At 59.5% G+C, this 20,003-nt stretch carries 18 protein-coding genes; 13 read left to right on the top strand and 5 right to left on the bottom strand.

Going from position 1 to position 20,003, the window contains the following annotated elements:
• Positions 1-63 precede the first annotated feature (63 nt).
• Positions 64-975 (top strand): LysR substrate-binding domain-containing protein, encoded by a 912-nt coding sequence (locus tag AC1Q6D_RS00455; RefSeq protein ID WP_103402963.1) that lies wholly within the window; start codon positions 64-66, stop codon positions 973-975.
• Between the two features lie 50 nt (positions 976-1,025).
• On the opposite strand, the gene AC1Q6D_RS00460 is transcribed toward AC1Q6D_RS00455, so the two are convergent.
• Complete coding sequence (locus tag AC1Q6D_RS00460) at positions 1,026-1,619, bottom strand: zinc metalloprotease (RefSeq protein WP_103402962.1); 594 nt, start codon at positions 1,617-1,619, stop codon at positions 1,026-1,028.
• A 403-nt stretch (positions 1,620-2,022) separates the two neighbouring features.
• Between AC1Q6D_RS00460 and purE the strand changes: the two genes are divergently transcribed.
• The 4 genes from purE to AC1Q6D_RS00480 all read left to right on the top strand — a co-directional run bounded on the left by purE (position 2,023) and on the right by AC1Q6D_RS00480 (position 4,586).
• Positions 2,023-2,514, top strand: a complete 492-nt coding sequence (gene purE / locus AC1Q6D_RS00465) for a 5-(carboxyamino)imidazole ribonucleotide mutase (RefSeq protein WP_017341565.1) — start codon at positions 2,023-2,025, stop codon at positions 2,512-2,514.
• A gap of 11 nt (positions 2,515-2,525) precedes the next feature.
• Entirely contained in the window at positions 2,526-3,608 is a 1,083-nt protein-coding gene (locus tag AC1Q6D_RS00470) for a 5-(carboxyamino)imidazole ribonucleotide synthase (protein ID WP_103402961.1), read from the top strand.
• A 107-nt stretch (positions 3,609-3,715) separates the two neighbouring features.
• Positions 3,716-3,961, top strand: coding sequence for a GlsB/YeaQ/YmgE family stress response membrane protein (locus tag AC1Q6D_RS00475; protein WP_103402960.1), 246 nt, complete (start codon positions 3,716-3,718; stop codon positions 3,959-3,961).
• A gap of 88 nt (positions 3,962-4,049) precedes the next feature.
• On the top strand, positions 4,050-4,586 hold the full coding sequence (locus AC1Q6D_RS00480) for a DUF3299 domain-containing protein (RefSeq protein ID WP_103403008.1): 537 nt from the start codon (positions 4,050-4,052) through the stop codon (positions 4,584-4,586).
• 63 nt (positions 4,587-4,649) lie between these two features.
• Here AC1Q6D_RS00480 and AC1Q6D_RS00485 read toward each other — a convergent pair whose 3' ends face one another.
• Both AC1Q6D_RS00485 and AC1Q6D_RS00490 read right to left on the bottom strand, forming a co-directional pair.
• Positions 4,650-5,549, bottom strand: a complete 900-nt coding sequence (locus AC1Q6D_RS00485; RefSeq protein ID WP_103402959.1) for a D-hexose-6-phosphate mutarotase — start codon at positions 5,547-5,549, stop codon at positions 4,650-4,652.
• A 73-nt stretch (positions 5,550-5,622) separates the two neighbouring features.
• Positions 5,623-6,027: an acyl-CoA thioesterase gene (locus tag AC1Q6D_RS00490; protein ID WP_047535207.1), complete on the bottom strand. Its 405-nt coding sequence runs from the start codon at positions 6,025-6,027 to the stop codon at positions 5,623-5,625.
• A gap of 363 nt (positions 6,028-6,390) precedes the next feature.
• On the opposite strand from AC1Q6D_RS00490, the gene AC1Q6D_RS00495 reads away from it, so the two are divergent.
• From AC1Q6D_RS00495 to AC1Q6D_RS00530, 8 genes are all read left to right on the top strand, one after another.
• Positions 6,391-7,689, top strand: coding sequence for an MFS transporter (locus tag AC1Q6D_RS00495; RefSeq protein ID WP_103402958.1), 1,299 nt, complete (start codon positions 6,391-6,393; stop codon positions 7,687-7,689).
• A 231-nt stretch (positions 7,690-7,920) separates the two neighbouring features.
• Positions 7,921-8,922, top strand: coding sequence for a phosphate ABC transporter substrate-binding protein PstS (locus AC1Q6D_RS00500; RefSeq protein WP_090466337.1), 1,002 nt, complete (start codon positions 7,921-7,923; stop codon positions 8,920-8,922).
• A gap of 163 nt (positions 8,923-9,085) precedes the next feature.
• A complete protein-coding gene (locus tag AC1Q6D_RS00505) occupies positions 9,086-11,368 on the top strand; it encodes an ABC transporter permease subunit (protein WP_103402957.1) in 2,283 nt (760 codons plus the stop codon).
• A 15-nt stretch (positions 11,369-11,383) separates the two neighbouring features.
• A complete protein-coding gene (pstA, locus tag AC1Q6D_RS00510; protein ID WP_103402956.1) occupies positions 11,384-13,054 on the top strand; it encodes a phosphate ABC transporter permease PstA in 1,671 nt (556 codons plus the stop codon).
• Between the two features lie 114 nt (positions 13,055-13,168).
• On the top strand, positions 13,169-14,002 hold the full coding sequence (pstB, locus tag AC1Q6D_RS00515) for a phosphate ABC transporter ATP-binding protein PstB (protein ID WP_047535196.1): 834 nt from the start codon (positions 13,169-13,171) through the stop codon (positions 14,000-14,002).
• A 118-nt stretch (positions 14,003-14,120) separates the two neighbouring features.
• Positions 14,121-14,882, top strand: a complete 762-nt coding sequence (gene phoU / locus AC1Q6D_RS00520; protein WP_047535192.1) for a phosphate signaling complex protein PhoU — start codon at positions 14,121-14,123, stop codon at positions 14,880-14,882.
• Between the two features lie 166 nt (positions 14,883-15,048).
• Entirely contained in the window at positions 15,049-15,966 is a 918-nt protein-coding gene (locus AC1Q6D_RS00525) for a response regulator (RefSeq protein WP_047535189.1), read from the top strand.
• Between the two features lie 207 nt (positions 15,967-16,173).
• Positions 16,174-17,070 carry a peptidoglycan DD-metalloendopeptidase family protein gene (locus tag AC1Q6D_RS00530; protein WP_047535186.1) on the top strand — a complete coding sequence of 299 codons (897 nt, stop codon included), beginning with the start codon at positions 16,174-16,176 and terminating at the stop codon, positions 17,068-17,070.
• Positions 17,071-17,138: 68 nt separating this feature from the next.
• Here the strand turns inward: AC1Q6D_RS00530 and AC1Q6D_RS00535 are convergent, their stop codons facing one another.
• Together AC1Q6D_RS00535 and phoR are read right to left on the bottom strand one after the other, a co-directional pair.
• Positions 17,139-18,479, bottom strand: coding sequence for a hemolysin family protein (locus AC1Q6D_RS00535; protein WP_103402955.1), 1,341 nt, complete (start codon positions 18,477-18,479; stop codon positions 17,139-17,141).
• A 111-nt stretch (positions 18,480-18,590) separates the two neighbouring features.
• The gene (gene phoR / locus AC1Q6D_RS00540) at positions 18,591-19,877 is read right to left on the bottom strand and encodes a phosphate regulon sensor histidine kinase PhoR (protein ID WP_256590110.1); all 1,287 of its coding nucleotides are present in this window, start codon (positions 19,875-19,877) and stop codon (positions 18,591-18,593) included.
• Positions 19,878-20,003: the final 126 nt, after the last annotated feature.

Consider the following 20,003-nt stretch of genomic DNA (forward strand, 5'->3'; position numbering starts at 1 on the left):
CTGTGTGACGCCGCGTGTGCGGCGAGCGTGCGACCTAAATTGGTGCGTGTCCGGGAGGACGTGATGAATCTGGAAAGCAAATGGCTGGAGGACTTCAGTGCTCTGGCTGCCACCCGCAGCTTCTCCCAGGCGGCGGAACGGCGTTTCGTGACCCAGCCGGCGTTCAGTCGGCGGATCCGCAGCCTGGAGGCCGCGCTGGGCCTGACGCTGGTCAACCGCTCGCGCACGCCGGTGGAACTGACGGCGGCGGGGCAGTTGTTCCTCGTCACCGCACGGACCGTGGTCGAGCAACTCGGTGAGGTGTTGCGTCATTTGCATCATCTGGAAGGCGGGCAGGGTGAAGTGATGCAGGTCGCTGCCGCTCACTCGCTGGCGCTGGGGTTCTTTCCGCGCTGGATCGCCCAACTGCGCAACGAAGGCCTGAACATCGCCACACGATTGGTGGCCACCAACGTTGGCGATGCGGTGCATGCCTTGCGGGAAGGTGGCTGCGACCTGATGCTCGCGTTCTACGACCCGGATGCGGCCATGCAGATGGACCCGGAAATCTTCCCTTCGCTACACCTGGGCCATACCGAGATGCTCCCGGTTTGCGCGGCGGATGCAGAGGGCAAGCCGCTGTTCGATCTGGAAGGTGAGGGCAGTGTGCCTTTGCTGGCCTACAGCGCCGGTGCGTTTCTCGGCCGCTCGGTGAACATGCTGTTACGTCAGCGAGCGTTGCGTTTCACCACCATCTACGAAACCGCCATGGCCGACAGCCTCAAAAGCATGGCGCTGGAGGGACTGGGCATCGCCTGGGTGCCGCAACTGAGTGTGCGCGCCGAACTGGCGCGCGGTGAACTGGTGGTCTGCGGCGGTCCGCAATGGCATGTGCCACTGGAAATTCGCCTGTATCGCTGCGCGCTGGTGCGCAAGGCGAATGTGCGGTTGTTGTGGCGCAAGCTGGAGGGTGGGGCGGCGAGTGGTAATAGCTGAGTCGTTAAATGTGGCCGCGTTGAAGCTGTCCATTTCGACTGGATTCAACTTCATGCCTTGCTATTCAGATACCTTTTTATGTTCTCCCGATTGGCCGGGCTGTAAGCATAACAAATTGATTTCATGGGGTCCCTTTCGGGCGTCATATAAGTTTCGCACCACCAGCCGTTGTACTGGACTTCCGAATTTTCATGTGTCGCACCCAGCAAGTGCCCAATTTCATGGCCCACCGTTATGTAGCTGGTCAGTGAGGCGATTGCAAAGTTCCCGGTTTGAAAGGGGGGGCGAATGAGTGCGACGCCAGCAGCTTGTTCATTTAGATAATCATGGGTAAGCAGAACTACCAAGGGCGGCTTTTCAAAGATGTGACCTTGCTCTTCCAGTTTTTTTATGTACCTGTAGCCATGGTTTTCCCATTTTGCTAGCGTTCTCAATGTATCGCTACCCCTGTAGTCAAAGTTGCTATAAGGGGCGCCTTTGCCAAAAATGACATGGAATTTTCGACCGGTGAAACTTTCCAGTTCCGTTATAAATGGACGAAAGTGATCATCGTAAATCGTTTTCCGTGCGGTGGCAGCTACATCGTCGTGAATGATGGCGATAATGATGATGGGTTTTTTATTTTGCTCAATGGTGTTCGTCATTATTAAGTCCTTTTAATAATAGGTTGTTTCGGCTGTGTGTTTGTTGATCGTGGAGTTGGTTAATTTATGTCTGTTACTCTGGGGTTGCGAATAAATCTATGTTTCTTTCAATTTCATAGTGTCTATTTTTTTGCAAATTAGTTGCTGCTGAAGTTGGTGTTTTTATCTATATGAGCCGTGCATCTGGAATAGCCGTGCCGGCTGACTTTAAAGTCAGTAAATATTCATGCCGCCTCAGATGACAGATGGTCGCAAGAGGGGCTGTTTATCTGGCGTATTGCGGTATACTGCGCGGCCTTCGGCCGGTTCGCCCGGCCATAATTCGTACAATCAAGCCACGCATTTTGCGTGGCTTGTTGTTTTTTGATGCGCCTGCGGGCGCCCAGAGAGAAGAGGCACGACGATGAGTGCATTGGTTGGCGTGATCATGGGCTCCAAGTCCGATTGGTCCACCCTTAGCCACACCGCCGATATGCTGGAAAAGCTCGGCATCCCCTACGAGGTGAAAGTGGTCTCTGCCCACCGCACCCCGGACCTGCTGTTCCAGTACGCTGAAGAAGCCGAGGCGCGTGGCATCGAGGTGATCATCGCCGGTGCCGGTGGCGCGGCCCACTTGCCTGGCATGTGTGCGGCCAAGACCCACCTGCCGGTGCTGGGCGTGCCGGTGCAGTCGTCGATGCTCTCGGGTGTCGATTCGCTGCTCTCTATTGTGCAGATGCCTGCGGGCATTCCGGTCGCCACCCTGGCCATCGGCAAGGCTGGCGCGATCAACGCCGCGCTGCTGTCGGCGAGTATCCTGGGCGCCAAGCACCCGCAGTTCCACGCGGTGTTGAAAACCTTCCGTGCTGAGCAGACAGACAGCGTCCTGGAAAATCCAGACCCACGCATCGCCTGAGGTTGTTGACGATGAAGATCGGTGTAATCGGTGGCGGCCAGTTGGGCCGCATGTTGGCGCTGGCGGGCACTCCGCTGGGCATGAACTTCGCTTTTCTGGACCCGGCGCCGGACGCCTGCGCTGCGGCATTGGGTGAACACCTGCGCGCCGACTACGGTGACCAGGATCACCTGCGTCAGTTGGCCGATGAAGTCGATCTGGTGACCTTTGAATTCGAGAGCGTCCCGGCCGAAACCGTGGCGTTCCTGTCGCAATTCGTTCCGGTTTATCCGAGTGCCGAAGCCTTGCGCATTGCCCGCGATCGCTGGTTCGAGAAGAGCATGTTCAAGGACCTGGGGATTCCAACCCCGGCGTTTGCCGACATTCAGTCGCAAGCCGATCTCGACGCCGCTGTGGTCTCCATCGGTCTGCCGGCCGTGCTCAAGACCCGCACCCTGGGTTATGACGGCAAGGGCCAGAAAGTCCTGCGCACCCCTGAAGATGTGGTCGGCACGTTTGCCGAGCTGGGCAACGTCGCCTGCCTGCTGGAAGGCTTCGTGCCGTTCACCGGTGAAGTCTCGTTGATCGCCGTGCGTGCCCGAGACGGTGAGACCCGCTTCTACCCGCTGGTGCACAACACCCACGACAGCGGCATCCTCAAGCTGTCCGTGGCCAGCACCGATCATCCGCTGCAAGCCCTGGCCGAAGACTATTCCAGCCGTGTGCTCAAGCAACTGGATTACGTGGGGGTGATGGCGTTCGAGTTCTTTGAAGTCGACGGTGGCCTCAAGGCCAACGAAATCGCCCCGCGCGTACACAACTCCGGGCACTGGACCACCGAAGGCGCCGAATGCAGCCAGTTCGAAAACCACCTGCGCGCCGTGGCCGGCCTGCCGTTGGGATCGACGGCCAAGGTCGGTGAGAGCGCCATGCTCAACTTCATCGGCAAGGTTCCCGAGACCGAGAAAGTCCTGGCCATCGCCGATTGCCATCTGCATCACTATGGCAAGGCCTTCAAGGTCGGGCGCAAGGTCGGTCACGCCAACCTGCGTTGTGCGGACCGCGAGACGCTGGCCGCGCAGATCCTCAAGGTCGAAGCGCTCATTGCCGAATAGTTTCATGTGGCAGCGGCGGAACCATTCAGCGGCCGCCGTTCTCTCATGGCAGGATGCCAAAGTCTGACTAGGCTTTGGCATAGCCACTTCATTCAGAGGGAAATGCCATGGGAATTATCGGAACCATCTTTATCGGCTTGATCGTCGGCCTGCTGGCGCGGTTCCTCAAACCGGGCGATGACAGCATGGGCTGGATCATGACCATCCTGCTCGGTATTGGCGGTTCGCTGGCAGCTACATATGGCGGCCAGGCATTGGGCATTTACCAGGCCGGGCAAGGTGCAGGTTTCATTGGTGCGCTGGTTGGCGCCATTGTGTTGCTGGTGGTCTACGGCCTGATCAAAAAGAACTGATTCGTGCGACGAAGTCCTCTCGGCCGCGCAACCCGAGAGGACTAAAATGCCCGGCGAATTACTGTCCTTCCTTTTACCGAGCACCTTCATGCGCCGTCTTTTGTTGACACTTCTTTTCCTGGGAACGGGCCTTGCCCACGCCGGCGAACTGCCGGAAACCGACTGGCTCGAACTGATGCCCAAGTCGGACCAGAAAGCCCTCGAGGCCATGCCTGAAATCGACCACAACTCCCCCGAGGCCAATGGCACCTTTACCGAAAAGGGTGGCATGAAGCAGAGCAAAGGCTTGCCGGCGGTGATGTATTCGACCAAAACCGTTGCGTCGATGAACGACAAGAACATTCGTATCGGTGGTTATCCGGTGCCGTTGGAGACCGACGCGAAAGGACGCAGCACGCTGTTTTTCCTGGTGCCGTACCCGGGTGCCTGCATCCACGTGCCGCCACCGCCACCGAATCAACTGGTGCTGGTGCGTTATCCGCAAGGTTTGAAACTCAACGACATCTACACACCGCTGTGGGTGACCGGCACGCTGAAGATCGAGAAGGTCAGCAATGACCTGGCCGATGCGGCTTATGCACTGGATGCGGCGAAGGTGCGTGTGGTGAAAGAGTCGGATCTGTAGCGGCAACACTAAACCACTGTGGGAGCGAGCTTGCTCGCTCCCACAGTGTTTTTGTAGTGCGGCTTAGAGCGGCTTGCTGGCGATGCTGACGCCCAGGGTATGGCTTGCACCCGGCGCCAGCGAAACCACATCACCCATCACATTCGCGGTCTCGATGCACAGCATGCGCTGCCAGCCATCGTTGGCCATGTCGCTGAACGCGGCGGCGCGCTCGATCCATGGGTTCCAGATCACTGCGGAGCGTGAACCACTGCTGGTCAGCGCAATGCGGCGCTCCCAGGCTGGATCGACGATGCTCAGCGTCGCCGGGGTATTCAGGTAGATGCGATCGGTCTCGCCGGTAAAGCGCAAGTCGCCGGACTGAGTGACGGTTTTCCAGTCGTCCAGCGTCTCGATGTAATCCAGGCCATCCAGCCCTTCGACATGCACGTTGCGCACATCGCTAACGGCGAAATAGCTGTGTAGCGCCTGGCTGATGGTGACGTTTTCAGCGCCCTGGTTGTGGCTGGTCAGGTGGATATGCAACTGTTCATCCAGACGAATGCTCAGCGTCAAGTCCACCTGATGCGGCCAGCCCGGCAGACCGCCTTCGGGGTAGGGCAGGAGGAATTCGACGTCCAGGCTTTCGCCCTCGGCCGCAATGCCACCCAGTTCCCAGTCCATCGCTCGCACCAGGCCGTGAGCTGCGGCCGGTTCGTGGCTGACGCGCATCGACTGAACGCTCTGTGGGTTGCGCGCCAGGTTGCCGAACCACGGCCAGCAAACCGGTACGCCGGCACGAATGCTCTTGCCCGTCTTGAACACCGCCTCGTCGTTGAGCCAGATCACCGGTGGCTGGCCGGCCAGTTGATAACTGAGGATCTGCGCACCTTGCTGGGCGACCAGCAATTCGGCCTGGCCGTGGCGGATGCGCCAGCAGTTCAGTTCATCCAGTTTCACGGCTTCAACGTTGGGCGTGTTCATGGGGCAGCTCTCGATCGGGAACAATGACGACTACAGACTGCAAAAAGATCGCCGGGTTTAACGAAGCATTTTATTAACGAGCTCTGGGCGGAACCGAACGGGTGCGGCCGCTGCCATCGATGGCGACGAACACGAACACCGCTTCAGTGACTTTACGCCATTCGCTGGACAGCGGATCGTCGCTCCAGACCTCGACCATCATCTTGATCGAGCTACGGCCGATTTCCAGTGCCTGCGTATAGAAGGAGAGCTGAGCGCCCACCGCCACCGGTACCAGGAACGCCATACGGTCGATCGCCACCGTGGCCACGCGCCCACCGGCAACCTTGCTGGCCATAGCGGTGCCAGCCAAGTCCATTTGCGAAACCAGCCAGCCGCCGAAAATATCGCCAAAGCCGTTGGTTTCGCGAGGAAGGGCGGTGATTTGCAGGGCCAGGTCGCCTTGCGGAATCGGATCTTCTTGTTCGAGCTCTATCATGCCGGGGGGCCTCTGACCCGTGACTCTTCGTTGGTATTGCTGGTGGTAGCCGTCTTCGCGAAAAACGATCCAAGCACCGAACATACTACGTTCGTCACGTTTTTCTTAAGGCGCCTAAAGGGAAACTCTGCGAAATCGCCTATGAACCTGACAGGCGTTTTCGCACAGCAACCCTTTCGAACTGCAGCGAGATTGCGAGTATATCGGTCGGTAGACTCCGAGACGACCGTCCGGTTCTCATTTTGACTGTCAAAAACGCGCCTCTATGTGCTTTTTCGAACAATTTGTTATGGTGCCGGTCCTGCCCGAGCCCTTGCCAGCGTTGTTGGGGCGGCAGATTTGACTATAAGAGAAGCCCTTGCCATGACCACAGCGCCCTCGAGTATCGCGCAGCCAAGCCAACCTGCACGTCCGCTGACCCGCAACGACTACAAGACCCTATCGCTGTCGGCCCTGGGCGGCGCGCTGGAATTCTACGACTTCATCATTTTCGTGTTCTTTGCCACGGTAGTGGGGAAACTGTTCTTCCCGGCGGACATGCCGGAGTGGCTGCGCTTGATGCAGACTTTCGGCATTTTTGCCGCCGGCTATCTGGCTCGACCACTGGGCGGCATCGTGATGGCGCACTTCGGCGATCTGTTGGGGCGCAAGAAGATGTTCACCCTGAGCATTTTCATGATGGCGGTGCCGACCCTGATCATGGGCCTGCTGCCGACCTATGCGCAGATCGGCATGTGGGCGCCTATCCTGTTGCTGCTGATGCGGGTGATCCAGGGCGCGGCCATCGGCGGCGAAGTGCCGGGCGCCTGGGTCTTCGTTTCCGAACACGTCCCGCAGCGGCACATTGGCTACGCCTGCGGCACCCTGACCAGCGGTCTGACGGCAGGCATCCTCCTGGGATCTCTGGTGGCGACGGCGATCAACAGCCTGTATACCCCGGTGGAAGTGGCGGATTACGCCTGGCGGATTCCATTCCTGCTCGGCGGTGTGTTTGGCCTGTTCTCGGTCTACCTGCGCCGCTGGTTGCACGAAACCCCGGTGTTCGCCGAACTGCAATTGCGCAAGGCCCTGGCCGAGGAAGTCCCGCTGCGTGCGGTGCTGCGTGACCATCGTGGCGCCATCGCCATTTCCATGCTGCTGACCTGGCTGCTGTCGGCCGGGATCGTGGTGTTGATTCTGATGACCCCGACCGTGTTGCAAACGGTCTATCACTTCTCGCCAACCACATCCCTGCAGGCCAACAGTGTGGCGATCGTGTTCCTGAGCATTGGCTGCATCGTTTCCGGCGCCCTGGCGGATCGCTTTGGCGCGGGTCGAGTATTCGTGTTCGGCTGCGCCGCCTTGCTGGCCAGCTCCTGGACCTTCTACCACAGCCTGGCCGACCATCCTGACTGGCTGTTCCCGTTGTATGCCCTGACCGGCCTGCTGGTCGGCACCATCGGTGCGGTGCCGTACGTCATGGTCAAGGCGTTCCCGCCTGTGGTGCGCTTTAGCGGCTTGTCCTTTTCCTACAACGTGGCCTACGCCATTTTCGGTGGCCTGACGCCAATGATCGTCAGTCTGTTGCTCAAGGAAAGCCCGATGGGGCCGGCCTATTATGTGGCGGTGCTGTGTGGCGTCGGGATTGTGGTGGGCGGTTATCTCTGGAAGGAAGGGCGCTGATCCCGCGGTCCTCTGTGGCTGTACCGGTCCTATCGCTAGCAGGCTAGCTCCCACATTGGATTGCATTTCAATGTGGGAGCTAGCCTGCTAGCGATTTGGGGCGCCCCGAATCACCCGGTAAAAACGCGATACTGGCCTTTCATCCAATTGTCATATTTCAGCCATAGAGTGTTCACACGGCCTGCTGATACTTGGCCCCGAATAACACACCCTATCTGCTAGGAGTAAGGCATGAAACTGAAGCGTTTGATGGCGGCAATGACTTTTGTCGCTGCTGGCGTTGCGACTGCCAACGCGGTTGCCGCTGTTGACCCGTCGATCCCGAGCTACACCAAGACCACTGGTGTGTCGGGCAACCTGTCCAGCGTCGGCTCCGATACCCTGGCCAACCTCATGACCCTGTGGGCTGAGAACTACAAAAAAGAATACCCGAACGTAAACATCCAGATTCAGGCCGCTGGCTCCGCCACCGCGCCACCTGCGCTGACTGAAGGCACCTCCAACCTGGGCCCGATGAGCCGCAAGATGAAGGACACCGAACTGGCTGCCTTCGAGCAGAAGTACGGCTACAAGCCAACCGCTATCCCGGTTGCCGTGGACGCCTTGGCGGTGTTCGTGCACAAGGACAACCCGATCCAGCACCTGACCATGGAACAAGTCGACGCGATCTTCTCGTCCACTCGTCTGTGCGGCGCCAAGACCGAAGTCAAAACCTGGGGTGACCTGGGCGTGACCGGCGACCTGGCCAACAAGCCGGTTCAACTGTTCGGTCGTAACTCGGTATCCGGCACCTACGGCTACTTCAAAGAAGAAGCCCTGTGCAAAGGCGACTACAAACCAAACGTCAACGAACAACCAGGTTCGGCTTCGGTCGTGCAGTCGATCAGCTCCTCGCTGAACGGCATCGGTTACTCGGGCATCGGTTACAAGACCGCCAGCGTGAAGACCGTGGCCCTGGCCAAGAAAGGCAGCACCGACTTCATTGAAGACAGCGAAGAAAACGCCCTGAACGGCAAATACCCGCTGTCCCGCTTCCTGTACGTATACGTCAACAAGGCCCCGAACAAGCCTCTGGCCCCGCTGGAAGCTGAATTCGTGAAGCTGGTTCTGTCGAAACAGGGTCAGGAAGTGGTCGTGAAAGACGGTTACATCCCACTGCCAGCCAAGGTTGCTGCAAAAGCACTGGCTGACCTGGGGCTGTCCGAAGGCGGCGCTGAAGTCGCAAAAAAGTAACAAATTGAGTCCGGTGTGAACTTCACCGGATTCACATGGGGGCGGCAGGAGCTGCCCTCATACACCTCTAATTCTCTATCCACTGCCAGCCACCGCTGGCGGCGGATTTGTTGCGTCACTGCATTGTCATCTTTCTGTCATACAGGATCGCTAGGGTGTGCGCATGAATGATCTGGCCAATTCCAACATGACTACAAATCCCCCCAAGCGAATTGATTTCAATACGCCTGAGCTGCAACGCAAGCGCCGCATTCGCGCGCTCAAAGATCGCCTGACCCGCTGGTACGTCCTTGTGGGTGGCCTGGCCGTGCTGGGTGCGATCACGTTGATCTTTTTCTTCCTTGCCTACGTCGTCGCGCCCCTGTTCCAGGGTGCCAGCCTGACCGCCAAGGACGCCATCACGCCTGCCTGGATGCAAGACGCCGGCAAGCCGCTGATGATCTCCCTGGAAGAGCAGAACCAAGTGGCCATGCGGGTTTCCGACAAAGGCCAGGCGCTGTTCTTCGATATCGACAGTGGCGCTGAACTCAAGCGCGTCGATTTGCCTGTTCCGGCCGGTGTCACCGTGACTTCCATTGGTGAAGACCAACCAGGGCACCCACTGGTGGCCGTGGGCCTGTCCAACGGTCAGGCGCTGGTGTTCCGTCACACCTATAAAGTCAGCTACCCGCAAGGCAAGAAAACCATTTCGCCAGCGGTCGAGTACCCGTACGGCGAAGCACCTATCGTGGTGAACGAGGCGGGTGGTGCGCTGGAGCACGTCAGCCTCAACGCCAACGATTCGACCCTGATGCTGGTTGGCGCCACCGGTTCGCAACTCAATGTGTTGTCGCTCACCAGCGAAGAAAACATGATGACCGGCGAAATCACCAACGAGCAGAAGCGTATCGATCTGCCGCAAATGACTGAGCCGGTGAAAAACATCTTCGTCGATCCGCGTCAGCAGTGGCTGTACGTGGTCAACGGGCGTGCCCAGGCCGACGTATTCAGCCTGCGCGACAAGAGTCTCAACGGTCGCTACAAACTGCTTGAAGACGGTGAAGCCCAAGTTACTGCCAGCACTCAGCTGGTTGGCGGTATCTCGCTGATCGTCGGCGACTCCAAGGGTGGCCTGGCTCAATGGTTCATGGCGCGCGATCAGGACGGTGAGCAACGCCTCAAGCAGATCCGCACCTTCCAGATGGGCACCACGCCAATCGTTGAAATCACGGCCGAAGAACGCCGCAAGGGCTTTATCGCCCTGGACGCCTCCGGCAAGCTCGGCGTATTCCACAGTACGGCCCACCGCACCTTGCTGGTGGATCAAGTGGTCGAAGGTCAGGGCATTTTCGGCCTGTCGCCACGGGCCAACCGCGTGATCGTGGAAGCCGGCGGCAAGCTGCAACCGTTACTGCTCGACAACCCGCACCCGGAAGTCTCGTGGAGCGCGCTGTGGAGCAAGGTCTGGTACGAGAACTACGACGAGCCTAAATACGTCTGGCAATCGACCGCCGCCAACACCGATTTCGAACCCAAGCTGAGCCTGTCGCCGCTGACCTTCGGTACCCTCAAGGCCGCGTTCTACGCGATGTTGCTGGCGGCTCCACTGGCCGTTGCCGCTGCGATCTACACCGCGTACTTCATGGCACCGGGTATGCGCCGCAAAGTCAAGCCGGTGATCGAACTGATGGAAGCGATGCCGACGGTGATCCTCGGTTTCTTCGCTGGTCTGTTCCTGGCGCCTTATGTAGAAGGGCACTTGCCGGGCATCTTCAGCCTGCTGATGCTCCTGCCGATCGGCATTCTGGTCGCCGGTTTCGTCTTCAGTCGCCTGCCTGAGTCCATTCGCCTGAAAGTGCCGGATGGCTGGGAAAGCGCGATCCTGATCCCGGTGATCCTCTTCGTTGGCTGGCTCTCGCTGTACATGAGCCCGTTCATGGAGAACTGGTTCTTCGGCGGCGACATGCGCATGTGGATCTCCCACGACCTGGGCATCACCTATGACCAGCGCAACGCACTGGTGGTCGGCCTGGCCATGGGCTTTGCGGTCATCCCGAACATCTACTCCATCGCCGAAGACGCCGTGTTCAGCGTACCGCGTGGCCTCACTCTCGGCTCCCTGGCCCTTGGTGCCACGCCGTGGCAGACCATGACGCGCGTGGTGATCCTCACCGCCAGCCCGGGCATCTTCTCGGCGCTGATGATCGGCATGGGCCGTGCGGTCGGTGAAACCATGATCGTGTTGATGGCCACCGGTAACACCCCGGTCATGGAAATGAACCTGTTCGAAGGCTTGCGCACCCTGGCCGCCAACGTCGCGGTGGAAATGCCCGAATCGGAAGTCGGTGGCAGCCACTACCGCGTGCTGTTCCTCTCGGCGCTGGTGTTGCTGTTGTTCACCTTCGTCATGAACACCCTCGCGGAACTGATTCGTCAGCGTCTGCGCAAGAAATACTCGTCGCTTTAAGAAAGGTAGAAGTCTGTGAAACAGAACTCCCTGAATGGATGGTTCAAGAGCGGCGCCCCCGGCGTCTGGATCAGCGGTGGCGCGGTGTCCATCGCGGTCATCATGACCATTGGCCTGCTGGCGGTGATCGCCGTGCGCGGCCTGGGTCACTTCTGGCCGGCGGATCTGATCCACGCCAACTACGACGTGCCGGGCCAGGCTAATCACCTGGTCATTGGCGAAGTGGTACAGAAGGAAGAAGTGCCCCGCGCACGTCTGAAGTCCGCTGGTTTGCCGGTGCCGGATCAAGGCCCGGAATTCATGACCCGCGAGCTGATCAAGGTCGGCAACCGCGACTTGAACGGCAACGACTTCACCTGGACCGTCGGCGAGTGGCTGACCAACCAGACGACGCCGCCGGAGCTGATGGCCATCGAGCGTCGTGAGTGGGGCAACTTCTACGGCTACCTGGTCAACGTCAAGCAGGACGGCAAGGTCATCGCTGAAGGCGAAGCCGCATGGCCTGAGCTGCAGGCCCGCGTGGATCGCGTCAACAAGCTGGCTGCGCAGCTCAAGAGCCTGGAAAAAACCGACATTGGCGCGATCAACGCCGGTCTCGAGCGCATCCGCTTGCACGGTCGCAAGCTGGAGCTGGAAGGCAAACTCGACCCTGCCGCGCAAGCGGACATGGAATCGGAGCGCGCTGAACTGAACGCTCGCTACCAAGACGTCGAAGCACGTTTGGCCGATCTGCACGCGCAGTTCAACCGCGACAGCCTCACGGCCCGCGATGCCAACGGTAAGGAAGTGGAAATCTGCATCGGCAAAGTGGTTCACGCCTATCAGCCGAACGCCATGAGCACCCTGACCAAGATCGGCTTCTACTTCAGCAAGGTCTGGGAATTCCTGAGCGACGACCCGCGTGAAGCGAACACCGAAGGCGGGATTTTCCCGGCGATCTTCGGCACCGTGATGATGACTTTGATCATGGCGATGATCGTGACCCCGTTCGGCGTGCTGGCGGCGGTGTACCTGCGTGAATACGCCAAGCAGAACACCCTGACCCGCGTGATCCGCATCGCGGTGAACAACCTGGCGGGCGTTCCGGCCATCGTGTACGGCGTGTTCGGTCTGGGCTTCTTCGTCTATGTGCTGGGTGGTTCGGTCGACCGGTTGTTCTTCCCGGAAGCCTTGCCGGCACCGACCTTCGGTACGCCGGGCCTGCTCTGGGCTTCGCTGACCCTGGCGCTGCTGGCGGTGCCGGTGGTGATCGTGGCCACTGAAGAAGGCCTGGCGCGGATTCCTCGCACCGTTCGCGAAGGCTCGTTGGCCCTCGGCGCGACCAAGGCTGAAACCTTGTGGAAGATCGTGCTGCCGATGGCCAGCCCGGCGATGATGACCGGCATGATCCTCGCCGTGGCACGCGCCGCCGGTGAGGTGGCGCCGCTGATGCTGGTGGGTGTGGTGAAACTGGCGCCGTCGCTGCCGGTGGACGGCAACTACCCGTACCTGCACCTGGACCAGAAGATCATGCACTTGGGCTTCCATATCTATGACGTCGGCTTCCAGAGCCCGAACGTCGAGGCCGCGCGGCCGCTGGTATACGCCACGGCGCTGCTGCTGGTGCTGGTGATCGCGACATTGAACCTGTCGGCCGTGTGGATCCGTAACCACCTGCGCGAAAAATACAAAGCGCTGGATAGCTGATAAATAAGCCACAAGCGGCAAGTTCCAAGCGGCAAGCTTTAGGCCGCAAGCCGCTTTTGCTCAAACTTGCAGCTTGCAGCCAGAAGCTTGCAGCTACGAACGGAGTGAGACCCCATGCAGCACGAAGCACATACTCACGGCATCAACATGTCGGCCCTGGGTCGCGACAAGCAGAGCCTGAATCTCGAGCAGGAAACCGTGGCCATCGAAGTGCCAAGCCTGAGCCTGTTCTACGGTGAGAAACAAGCGCTGTACGACGTCAGCATGAACATCCCGAAACAGCGCGTGACCGCCTTCATCGGCCCGTCCGGCTGCGGCAAGTCCACATTGCTGCGTACGTTTAACCGCATGAACGATCTGGTGGACGGCTGCCGCGTCGAAGGCGCGATCAACCTGTACGGCAACAACATCTATCGCAAGGGCGAAGACGTGGCCGAGCTGCGTCGTCGCGTCGGCATGGTGTTCCAGAAGCCCAACCCGTTCCCGAAAACCATCTATGAAAACGTGGTCTACGGCCTGCGGATCCAGGGCATCAACAAGAAGCGCATCCTCGACGAAGCGGTCGAGTGGGCGTTGAAAGGCGCGGCCCTGTGGGATGAAGTCAAAGACCGTCTGCATGAATCGGCACTGGGCCTGTCCGGTGGTCAGCAGCAACGTCTGGTGATCGCCCGCACCATCGCCGTGGAACCGGAAGTGCTGCTGCTCGATGAACCGTGCTCGGCACTCGACCCGATCTCGACGCTGAAAGTCGAAGAGCTGATCTACGAACTGAAATCCAAATTCACCATCGTCATCGTGACCCACAACATGCAACAGGCCGCTCGGGTATCCGACTACACGGCGTTCATGTACATGGGCAAACTGGTGGAATTCGGCGACACCGACACCCTGTTCACCAATCCGGCGAAGAAGCAGACCGAAGACTACATCACCGGTCGTTACGGCTAGCCCTACAGCCGCAAGCGTCAAGCTGCAAGCGGCAAGAAAAGCGGTGCGATATCAGGACTTATACATAACTGCTTGAAGCTTGCAGCTTGAAGCTTGCAACTTTCGCGGAGCGAAACAGATGATTAGCAAAGAAGGCCTTACCCACCACATCTCCCAGCAGTTCAACGCCGAACTGGAGGAAGTGCGCAGCCACCTCCTGGCCATGGGCGGTCTGGTGGAAAAACAGGTCAACGACGCGGTCACCGCGCTGATCGAGGCCGATTCCGGCCTGGCCCAGCAGGTTCGCGAAATCGACGACCAGATCAATCAGATGGAACGCAACATCGACGAAGAATGCCTGCGCATTCTGGCCCGTCGTCAGCCAGCGGCGTCTGACCTGCGTCTGATCATCAGCATCTCCAAGTCGGTGATCGACCTGGAGCGCATCGGTGATGAAGCGACCAAGATCGCCCGTCGTGCTATCCAGTTGTGCGAAGAAGGCGAAGCGCCGCGCGGCTACGTCGAAGTGCGCCACATCGGCGACCAGGTCCGTAACATGGTTCGTGACGCGTTGGACGCCTTTGCCCGTTTCGACGCCGATCTGGCGTTGTCCGTGGCGCAGTACGACAAAATCATCGACCGTGAATACAAGACTGCTCTGCGTGAGCTGGCGACCTACATGATGGAAGACCCGCGCTCTATCTCGCGCGTCTTGAGCATTATCTGGGTGCTGCGCTCGCTGGAGCGCATCGGCGACCACGCGCGCAATATTTCCGAGTTGGTGATTTACCTGGTGCGCGGCACTGACGTACGTCACCTTGGCCTCAAGCGCATGAAAGAAGAAGTTGAAGGAACCGCCGGCGAAACCGCTAATGTTCCGGGCAAACCTGACGATAAGTAAGATTGCCCAAGTAAAGCGCCCGGCCTGTTGGCCGGGCGTTTTTGTTTGCGGCTCTCGAATTCGAAAAGCAGCACCCGCGAACGAAAAGTCCCGGCGTGACTGAAGGTTTTGGCAATATGCCATCAGCAAAGCGGTATGCTTGCCGGGGTTTTTTAAGGGGTTATGGATGAGTAAGGTCAGTGTGTTGGTCGTGGACGATGCCTCGTTTATTCGTGACCTGGTGAAGAAATGCCTGCGTAACTATTTCCCGGGCATGCGGATCGAAGACGCAATCAATGGCAAAAAGGCTCAGGCATTGCTGGCCCGGGAAGCGTTCGACCTGGTGCTGTGCGACTGGGAAATGCCGGAAATGTCCGGCCTGGAACTGCTGACTTGGTGTCGCGCGCAGGACAGCCTCAAAACCATGCCGTTTGTGATGGTGACCAGCCGTGGCGACAAGGAGAACGTCGTCCAGGCCATCCAGGCCGGGGTTTCTGGCTATGTCAGCAAGCCGTTCACCAACGAGCAATTGATCAACAAGGTCAGGCAGGCACTGCACAAGGTCGGCAAGCTCGACGCGTTGGTGAACGTTGCGTCGACCAAAACGACTTCGGCGTTCGGTAACGACTCCCTGAATGCATTGACTGGCGGCAAGGCCACCGTGGTCGCGCCATCGCCTTCTGCCCCGACTCCTGCTGCCGCGCCATCCCGTGGTTTGCTCAACAGTCCGCCGGTCAAGGCGCCCGCTCCGGCTGCCTCTGGGGCGGGTGGGCGTGGTCAGGGGCAATTGCGCCTGCCCAACGGTATCCAGCAATGCGTGATCAAGGCGCTGAGCCTCAAGGAAGCGCTGCTGGTGGTGAAGCGCTCCGAAACACTGCCACAAGTACTGGACAGTGCCGTGCTCGACCTGGAGCAGGGCGACAACGCCGAGACGGCTCGTCTGAATGGCTATTTGCACGCCGTCGTCGCCCATGAGCCCAAGCCGGACAGCGACTGGTTGCAATTGACCTTCCGTTTCGTCGATCAGGACTCGCAGAAGCTCGATTACATTTCCCGCCTGATCGCCCGTGGCACTGCACAGAAGCACTTCGTTCCGGGCGCGTAAGTCAGGCGTCGCCTGTCAGCCAGCCATCGCGGGCAAACCCGCTCCCACAGGTACAGTGCAGAACCTGTGGGAGCGGGCTTGCCCGCGATGACGCTAAAGCAATCACCACACATCTGCTAAACCATCCACTTTGAAACATCTGCCGACAACACAGGTCAATTCCGACTGCTAGGCTCATTCCAGGCCTCACACGACAGAATCCTGCCCATGCTCGCGCGCCTGCTGTTTTTATGTGGTCTGTTCATGGCCGCCACCCCGGCGATGGCCGTGACTATCTACAAGTCCACCGACGCCAATGGCGTGGTCTCCTACAGTGACCGCCCCACGAAAGGCTCCAAGGTGTTCACCTTCCGCGATCGCATGGAAGAGCACCTTGAGCGTCAGGTGTACCTGGTGATCATGAAGAAGGAAGGCGTGGACAGCGTATACGTGCGAAACGACCTCTATGCGCCGGTGGAAATCGAATTGAGTTTCGATGGCTTGAAGAACGTCAGTGGCGCGCCGAGTCGGCCGATTCGTCGGGTGATGCCGTCACGCAGCAGCATTCGCCTGGCGATGCTCACGGCCACAGAGGCCACAAGGCCGATCGCCTATATCCCCAGGTTCGAATACTCCCTGGGCGACCCCGCAGGCGCCTCCATGGCCTATCGATACCCGTTGCCCTGGCGTGGCGGGCCGTTTCGGGTGAGTCAGGGTGCCGAGGGCCAATACAGCCACTTTGGGCCGAAGAACCGTTACGCCATCGACATCGCCATGCCCGAAGGCACACCGATCATTGCCGCACGTGGCGGGGTCGTGGTGAAGATCGAAAACGGACAGACCGGACGCGGCACCAATCCATCGGGCAATTTCGTGCGGGTGTTGCACGATGACGGGACCATGGGCGTTTACCTGCACCTGAAAAAAGGCTCGGTCAGCGTTCGGGAGGGGCAAAGGGTCATGGTGGGCACCGCGCTTGCGCTGTCGGGCAATACCGGCAACAGCAGCGGGCCGCACCTGCATTTCGTGGTGCAGCGCAATACCGGGATGGGCCTGGTGTCGATTCCGTATCAGTTCAACCAACCGGTGAGCTCATTGCCCAACTTTGCGTTGGGCAAGCAATAACGAGGGCTTGCGAAAACTAATTGTGGCGAGCAAGCAAGCTCCCTCGCCACAAGCGACGGGTGCTGCACTCAGCCCAGCATCAAGACCTTGGCCAGAATGATCTTCGGCCCTTTCATCTTCTTGATGATGATGCGCAGGCCTTCGACTTCCAGCACTTCTTCCTCTTCCGGTACGCGTTTCAGGGTTTCGTAGACCAGCCCTGCGAGGGTTTCGGCTTCAACGTGGTCAAGGTCGATACCCAGCAGCCGTTCAACCTTGAACAGCGGCGTATCGCCCCGTACCAGCAGTTTGCCCGGCTGGTAGGCGAGGATCCCGCGTTCGGCCTTGCGGTGTTCGTCCTGAATGTCGCCCACCAGCACTTCCAGTACGTCTTCCATGGTCAGGTAGCCGATGATGTTGCCGTCGGCCTCTTCAACCACGGCGAAGTGCGAGCCGCCCTTGCGGAACTGTTCGAGCAGTTGCGACAGCGGCATGTGCCTGGACACACGCTCCAGCGGACGGGTCAGTTCGGCCAGGTTGAACGACTCGGGAATATGATCCAGTGCCGCCAGTTCAAGCAGCAGGTCCTTGATGTGCAGCAAGCCGACGAACTCCTGGCGCTCGCTGTCGTACACCGGATAACGGCTGAACTTGTGACGACGGAACATCGCCAGGATTTCCTTGAGGGGGGCGTTGAACTCCAGTGTCACCAGGTCTTCGCGGGAGTTGGCCCAGTCGACCACCTCCAGTTCGCCCATTTCCACCGCCGAAGCCAATACGCGCATGCCTTGGTCGCTCGGGTCCTGGCCACGGCTGGAGTGCAGGATCAGTTTCAGTTCTTCGCGGCTGTAGTGATGCTCGTGATGCGGGCCGGGCTCGCCCTGGCCGGCGATGCGCAGGATCGCGTTGGCACTGGCGTTGAGCAAGTAGATCGCCGGGTACATGGCCCAGTAGAACAGGTACAGCGGGACGGCGGTCCACAGCGACAGCAGCTCGGGCTTGCGGATGGCCCAGGATTTCGGGGCCAGTTCGCCGACCACGATGTGCAGGTACGAGATGACAAAAAACGCAGCGAAGAACGAAACGCCTTTGATCACTTCGGCCGACTGCACGCCGACGGCGTCGAGCAGCGGTTCGAGGATGTGCGCGAACGCCGGTTCGCCGACCCAGCCGAGGCCCAGGGAGGCGAGGGTGATGCCCAATTGGCACGCCGACAGGTAGGCATCGAGCTGGCTGTGCACGGTCCGCAGGATCTGCCCGCGCCAGCCGTGTTGTCCAGCGATGGCTTCGACCCGGGTCGAGCGCAATTTGACCATGGCAAATTCCGCCGCAACGAAAAAACCGTTGAGCAACACCAGGATCAGAGCAAAAAGAATCATGCCGAAGTCGGCGAATAATGTGGCGAGGGTCAAACCAGGGGAAGGGTCCATGATGGAGTTTTGCGGGTTCCGTGTATTCGAAAGGAAAGAAAAAGTGGGCCTGAAAGGCAGGCACAAGTCAGCCAATGTAGCGGCTGACTCAGCGATTGCCTAGTACTGCCATCAGTCCGTTGGACTAATGACTCTGGATTTGCTGACCTGGGCGGGGGCGAAATGGCAGGTAAAAGTGCTCCCGTGCCCCGGTACGCTGCTGATTTCCATCCGTGCGCGGTGGCGCAACAGCACGTGTTTGACGATCGCCAGCCCCAGGCCGGTGCCACCGGTATTGGAGTTGCGACTGGAGTCGACGCGATAGAAGCGTTCGGTCAGGCGCGGCAGGTGTTTGCTGTCGATGCCGATTCCGGAATCCTGCACGCTCAGGTGCGCGCCTTGTTCATCGCCCCACCAGCGAATGCGGATGTTGCCTTCGGCCTGGGTGTACTTGACCGCGTTGAACACCAGGTTGGAAAAAGCGCTGCGCAGTTCGGCTTCGCTGCCCTTGAGCAGAATCGTCGGGTCGGTTTCCAGGGTGATGTGCTGGTTTTTCTGGCCGGAGAGCTGCTGAGCGTCACTCTTGATCGACTGCAACAGGCCATCGATGGCCACTGGCTGGTTATCCGATGGGTAATCGGTCGCTTCGAGCTTGGCCAGCAGCAGCAAGTCATTGAGCAGCGTTTGCATGCGCCCGCCTTGTTGCTGCATTTGCTGCAAGGCGCGACTCCAGCGCGGGTTCACGTCCTCGACGTTGTCGAGCAGGGTTTCCAGGTAGCCGCATATCACCGTCAGGGGTGTGCGTAATTCATGGGAAACGTTGGCGATGAAGTCTTTGCGCATCTGTTCGAGCTGATGGATGCGTGTGACGTCGCGTACCAGCATCAGGTGCTCGTTGTTGCCGTAGCGGGTGATGTACAGCTGAATACGCATCCGGTCGTTGGTCGGCGAAGGGATTTCCAGCGGCTCGGCGTAGCTGTCCTGCTCGAAGTATTCCTTGAAACGCGGGTGGCGCACCAGGTTGGTCACCGGCTGACCGCTGTCCTGTGGCGTCTTTAGGCCCAGCAAGGTTTCGGCGGCGCGGTTCCACCATTCCAGGTTGCCGTCGCTGTCGAGCATGACCACCGCATCTTTCAATGCGGCGGTGGATTCCTGAACCCGGTCGATCACCGCTTGCAACCGCCCGCGCACTCGCTGATCGCGACGCTGCAGGTGATAGATGCTGTCGAACACTTCGCCCCACAGGCCATAGCCATCGGGCGGAGCTTCATCGGGTTGGTGCAGGCGCAGCCACTCGTGCAGGCGCAGCAGTTGCTTGAGGGTCCAGGCCAGGTAAAGGCCCAGGCCCGCGGCGAGGCTCCAGCCGTAGTAGCCGCTGATCAAGCCGATCACCAGGCAGGCGGTGACCAGTAGCAGCATGTGGCGAATCAGGGTGCCATGCCAGTTTTGGTTCAAGGGGGCGTCCTAGCGCAGCTTTCAGTTTCTAGCCGCAAGCTGCAAGTTATAGCGGGCTGTGCTTCTGCTTGCCGCTTAAAGCTTGGCGCT

It is taken from the genome of Pseudomonas sp. MT92, from assembly GCF_058792515.1.

What these genes read in the sequence shown, in the direction of transcription:
- AC1Q6D_RS00455 (WP_103402963.1), top strand. Translation starts at nt 64, where the DNA reads ATGAATCTGGAAAGCAAATGGCTGGAGGACTTCAGTGCTCTGGCTGCC.
- AC1Q6D_RS00460 (WP_103402962.1), bottom strand. Translation starts at nt 1,619, where the DNA reads ATGACGAACACCATTGAGCAAAATAAAAAACCCATCATCATTATCGCC.
- purE (WP_017341565.1), top strand. Translation starts at nt 2,023, where the DNA reads ATGAGTGCATTGGTTGGCGTGATCATGGGCTCCAAGTCCGATTGGTCC.
- AC1Q6D_RS00470 (WP_103402961.1), top strand. Translation starts at nt 2,526, where the DNA reads ATGAAGATCGGTGTAATCGGTGGCGGCCAGTTGGGCCGCATGTTGGCG.
- AC1Q6D_RS00475 (WP_103402960.1), top strand. Translation starts at nt 3,716, where the DNA reads ATGGGAATTATCGGAACCATCTTTATCGGCTTGATCGTCGGCCTGCTG.
- AC1Q6D_RS00480 (WP_103403008.1), top strand. Translation starts at nt 4,050, where the DNA reads ATGCGCCGTCTTTTGTTGACACTTCTTTTCCTGGGAACGGGCCTTGCC.
- AC1Q6D_RS00485 (WP_103402959.1), bottom strand. Translation starts at nt 5,549, where the DNA reads ATGAACACGCCCAACGTTGAAGCCGTGAAACTGGATGAACTGAACTGC.
- AC1Q6D_RS00490 (WP_047535207.1), bottom strand. Translation starts at nt 6,027, where the DNA reads ATGATAGAGCTCGAACAAGAAGATCCGATTCCGCAAGGCGACCTGGCC.
- AC1Q6D_RS00495 (WP_103402958.1), top strand. Translation starts at nt 6,391, where the DNA reads ATGACCACAGCGCCCTCGAGTATCGCGCAGCCAAGCCAACCTGCACGT.
- AC1Q6D_RS00500 (WP_090466337.1), top strand. Translation starts at nt 7,921, where the DNA reads ATGAAACTGAAGCGTTTGATGGCGGCAATGACTTTTGTCGCTGCTGGC.
- AC1Q6D_RS00505 (WP_103402957.1), top strand. Translation starts at nt 9,086, where the DNA reads ATGAATGATCTGGCCAATTCCAACATGACTACAAATCCCCCCAAGCGA.
- pstB (WP_047535196.1), top strand. Translation starts at nt 13,169, where the DNA reads ATGCAGCACGAAGCACATACTCACGGCATCAACATGTCGGCCCTGGGT.
- phoU (WP_047535192.1), top strand. Translation starts at nt 14,121, where the DNA reads ATGATTAGCAAAGAAGGCCTTACCCACCACATCTCCCAGCAGTTCAAC.
- AC1Q6D_RS00525 (WP_047535189.1), top strand. Translation starts at nt 15,049, where the DNA reads ATGAGTAAGGTCAGTGTGTTGGTCGTGGACGATGCCTCGTTTATTCGT.
- AC1Q6D_RS00530 (WP_047535186.1), top strand. Translation starts at nt 16,174, where the DNA reads ATGCTCGCGCGCCTGCTGTTTTTATGTGGTCTGTTCATGGCCGCCACC.
- AC1Q6D_RS00535 (WP_103402955.1), bottom strand. Translation starts at nt 18,479, where the DNA reads ATGGACCCTTCCCCTGGTTTGACCCTCGCCACATTATTCGCCGACTTC.
- phoR (WP_256590110.1), bottom strand. Translation starts at nt 19,877, where the DNA reads ATGCTGCTACTGGTCACCGCCTGCCTGGTGATCGGCTTGATCAGCGGC.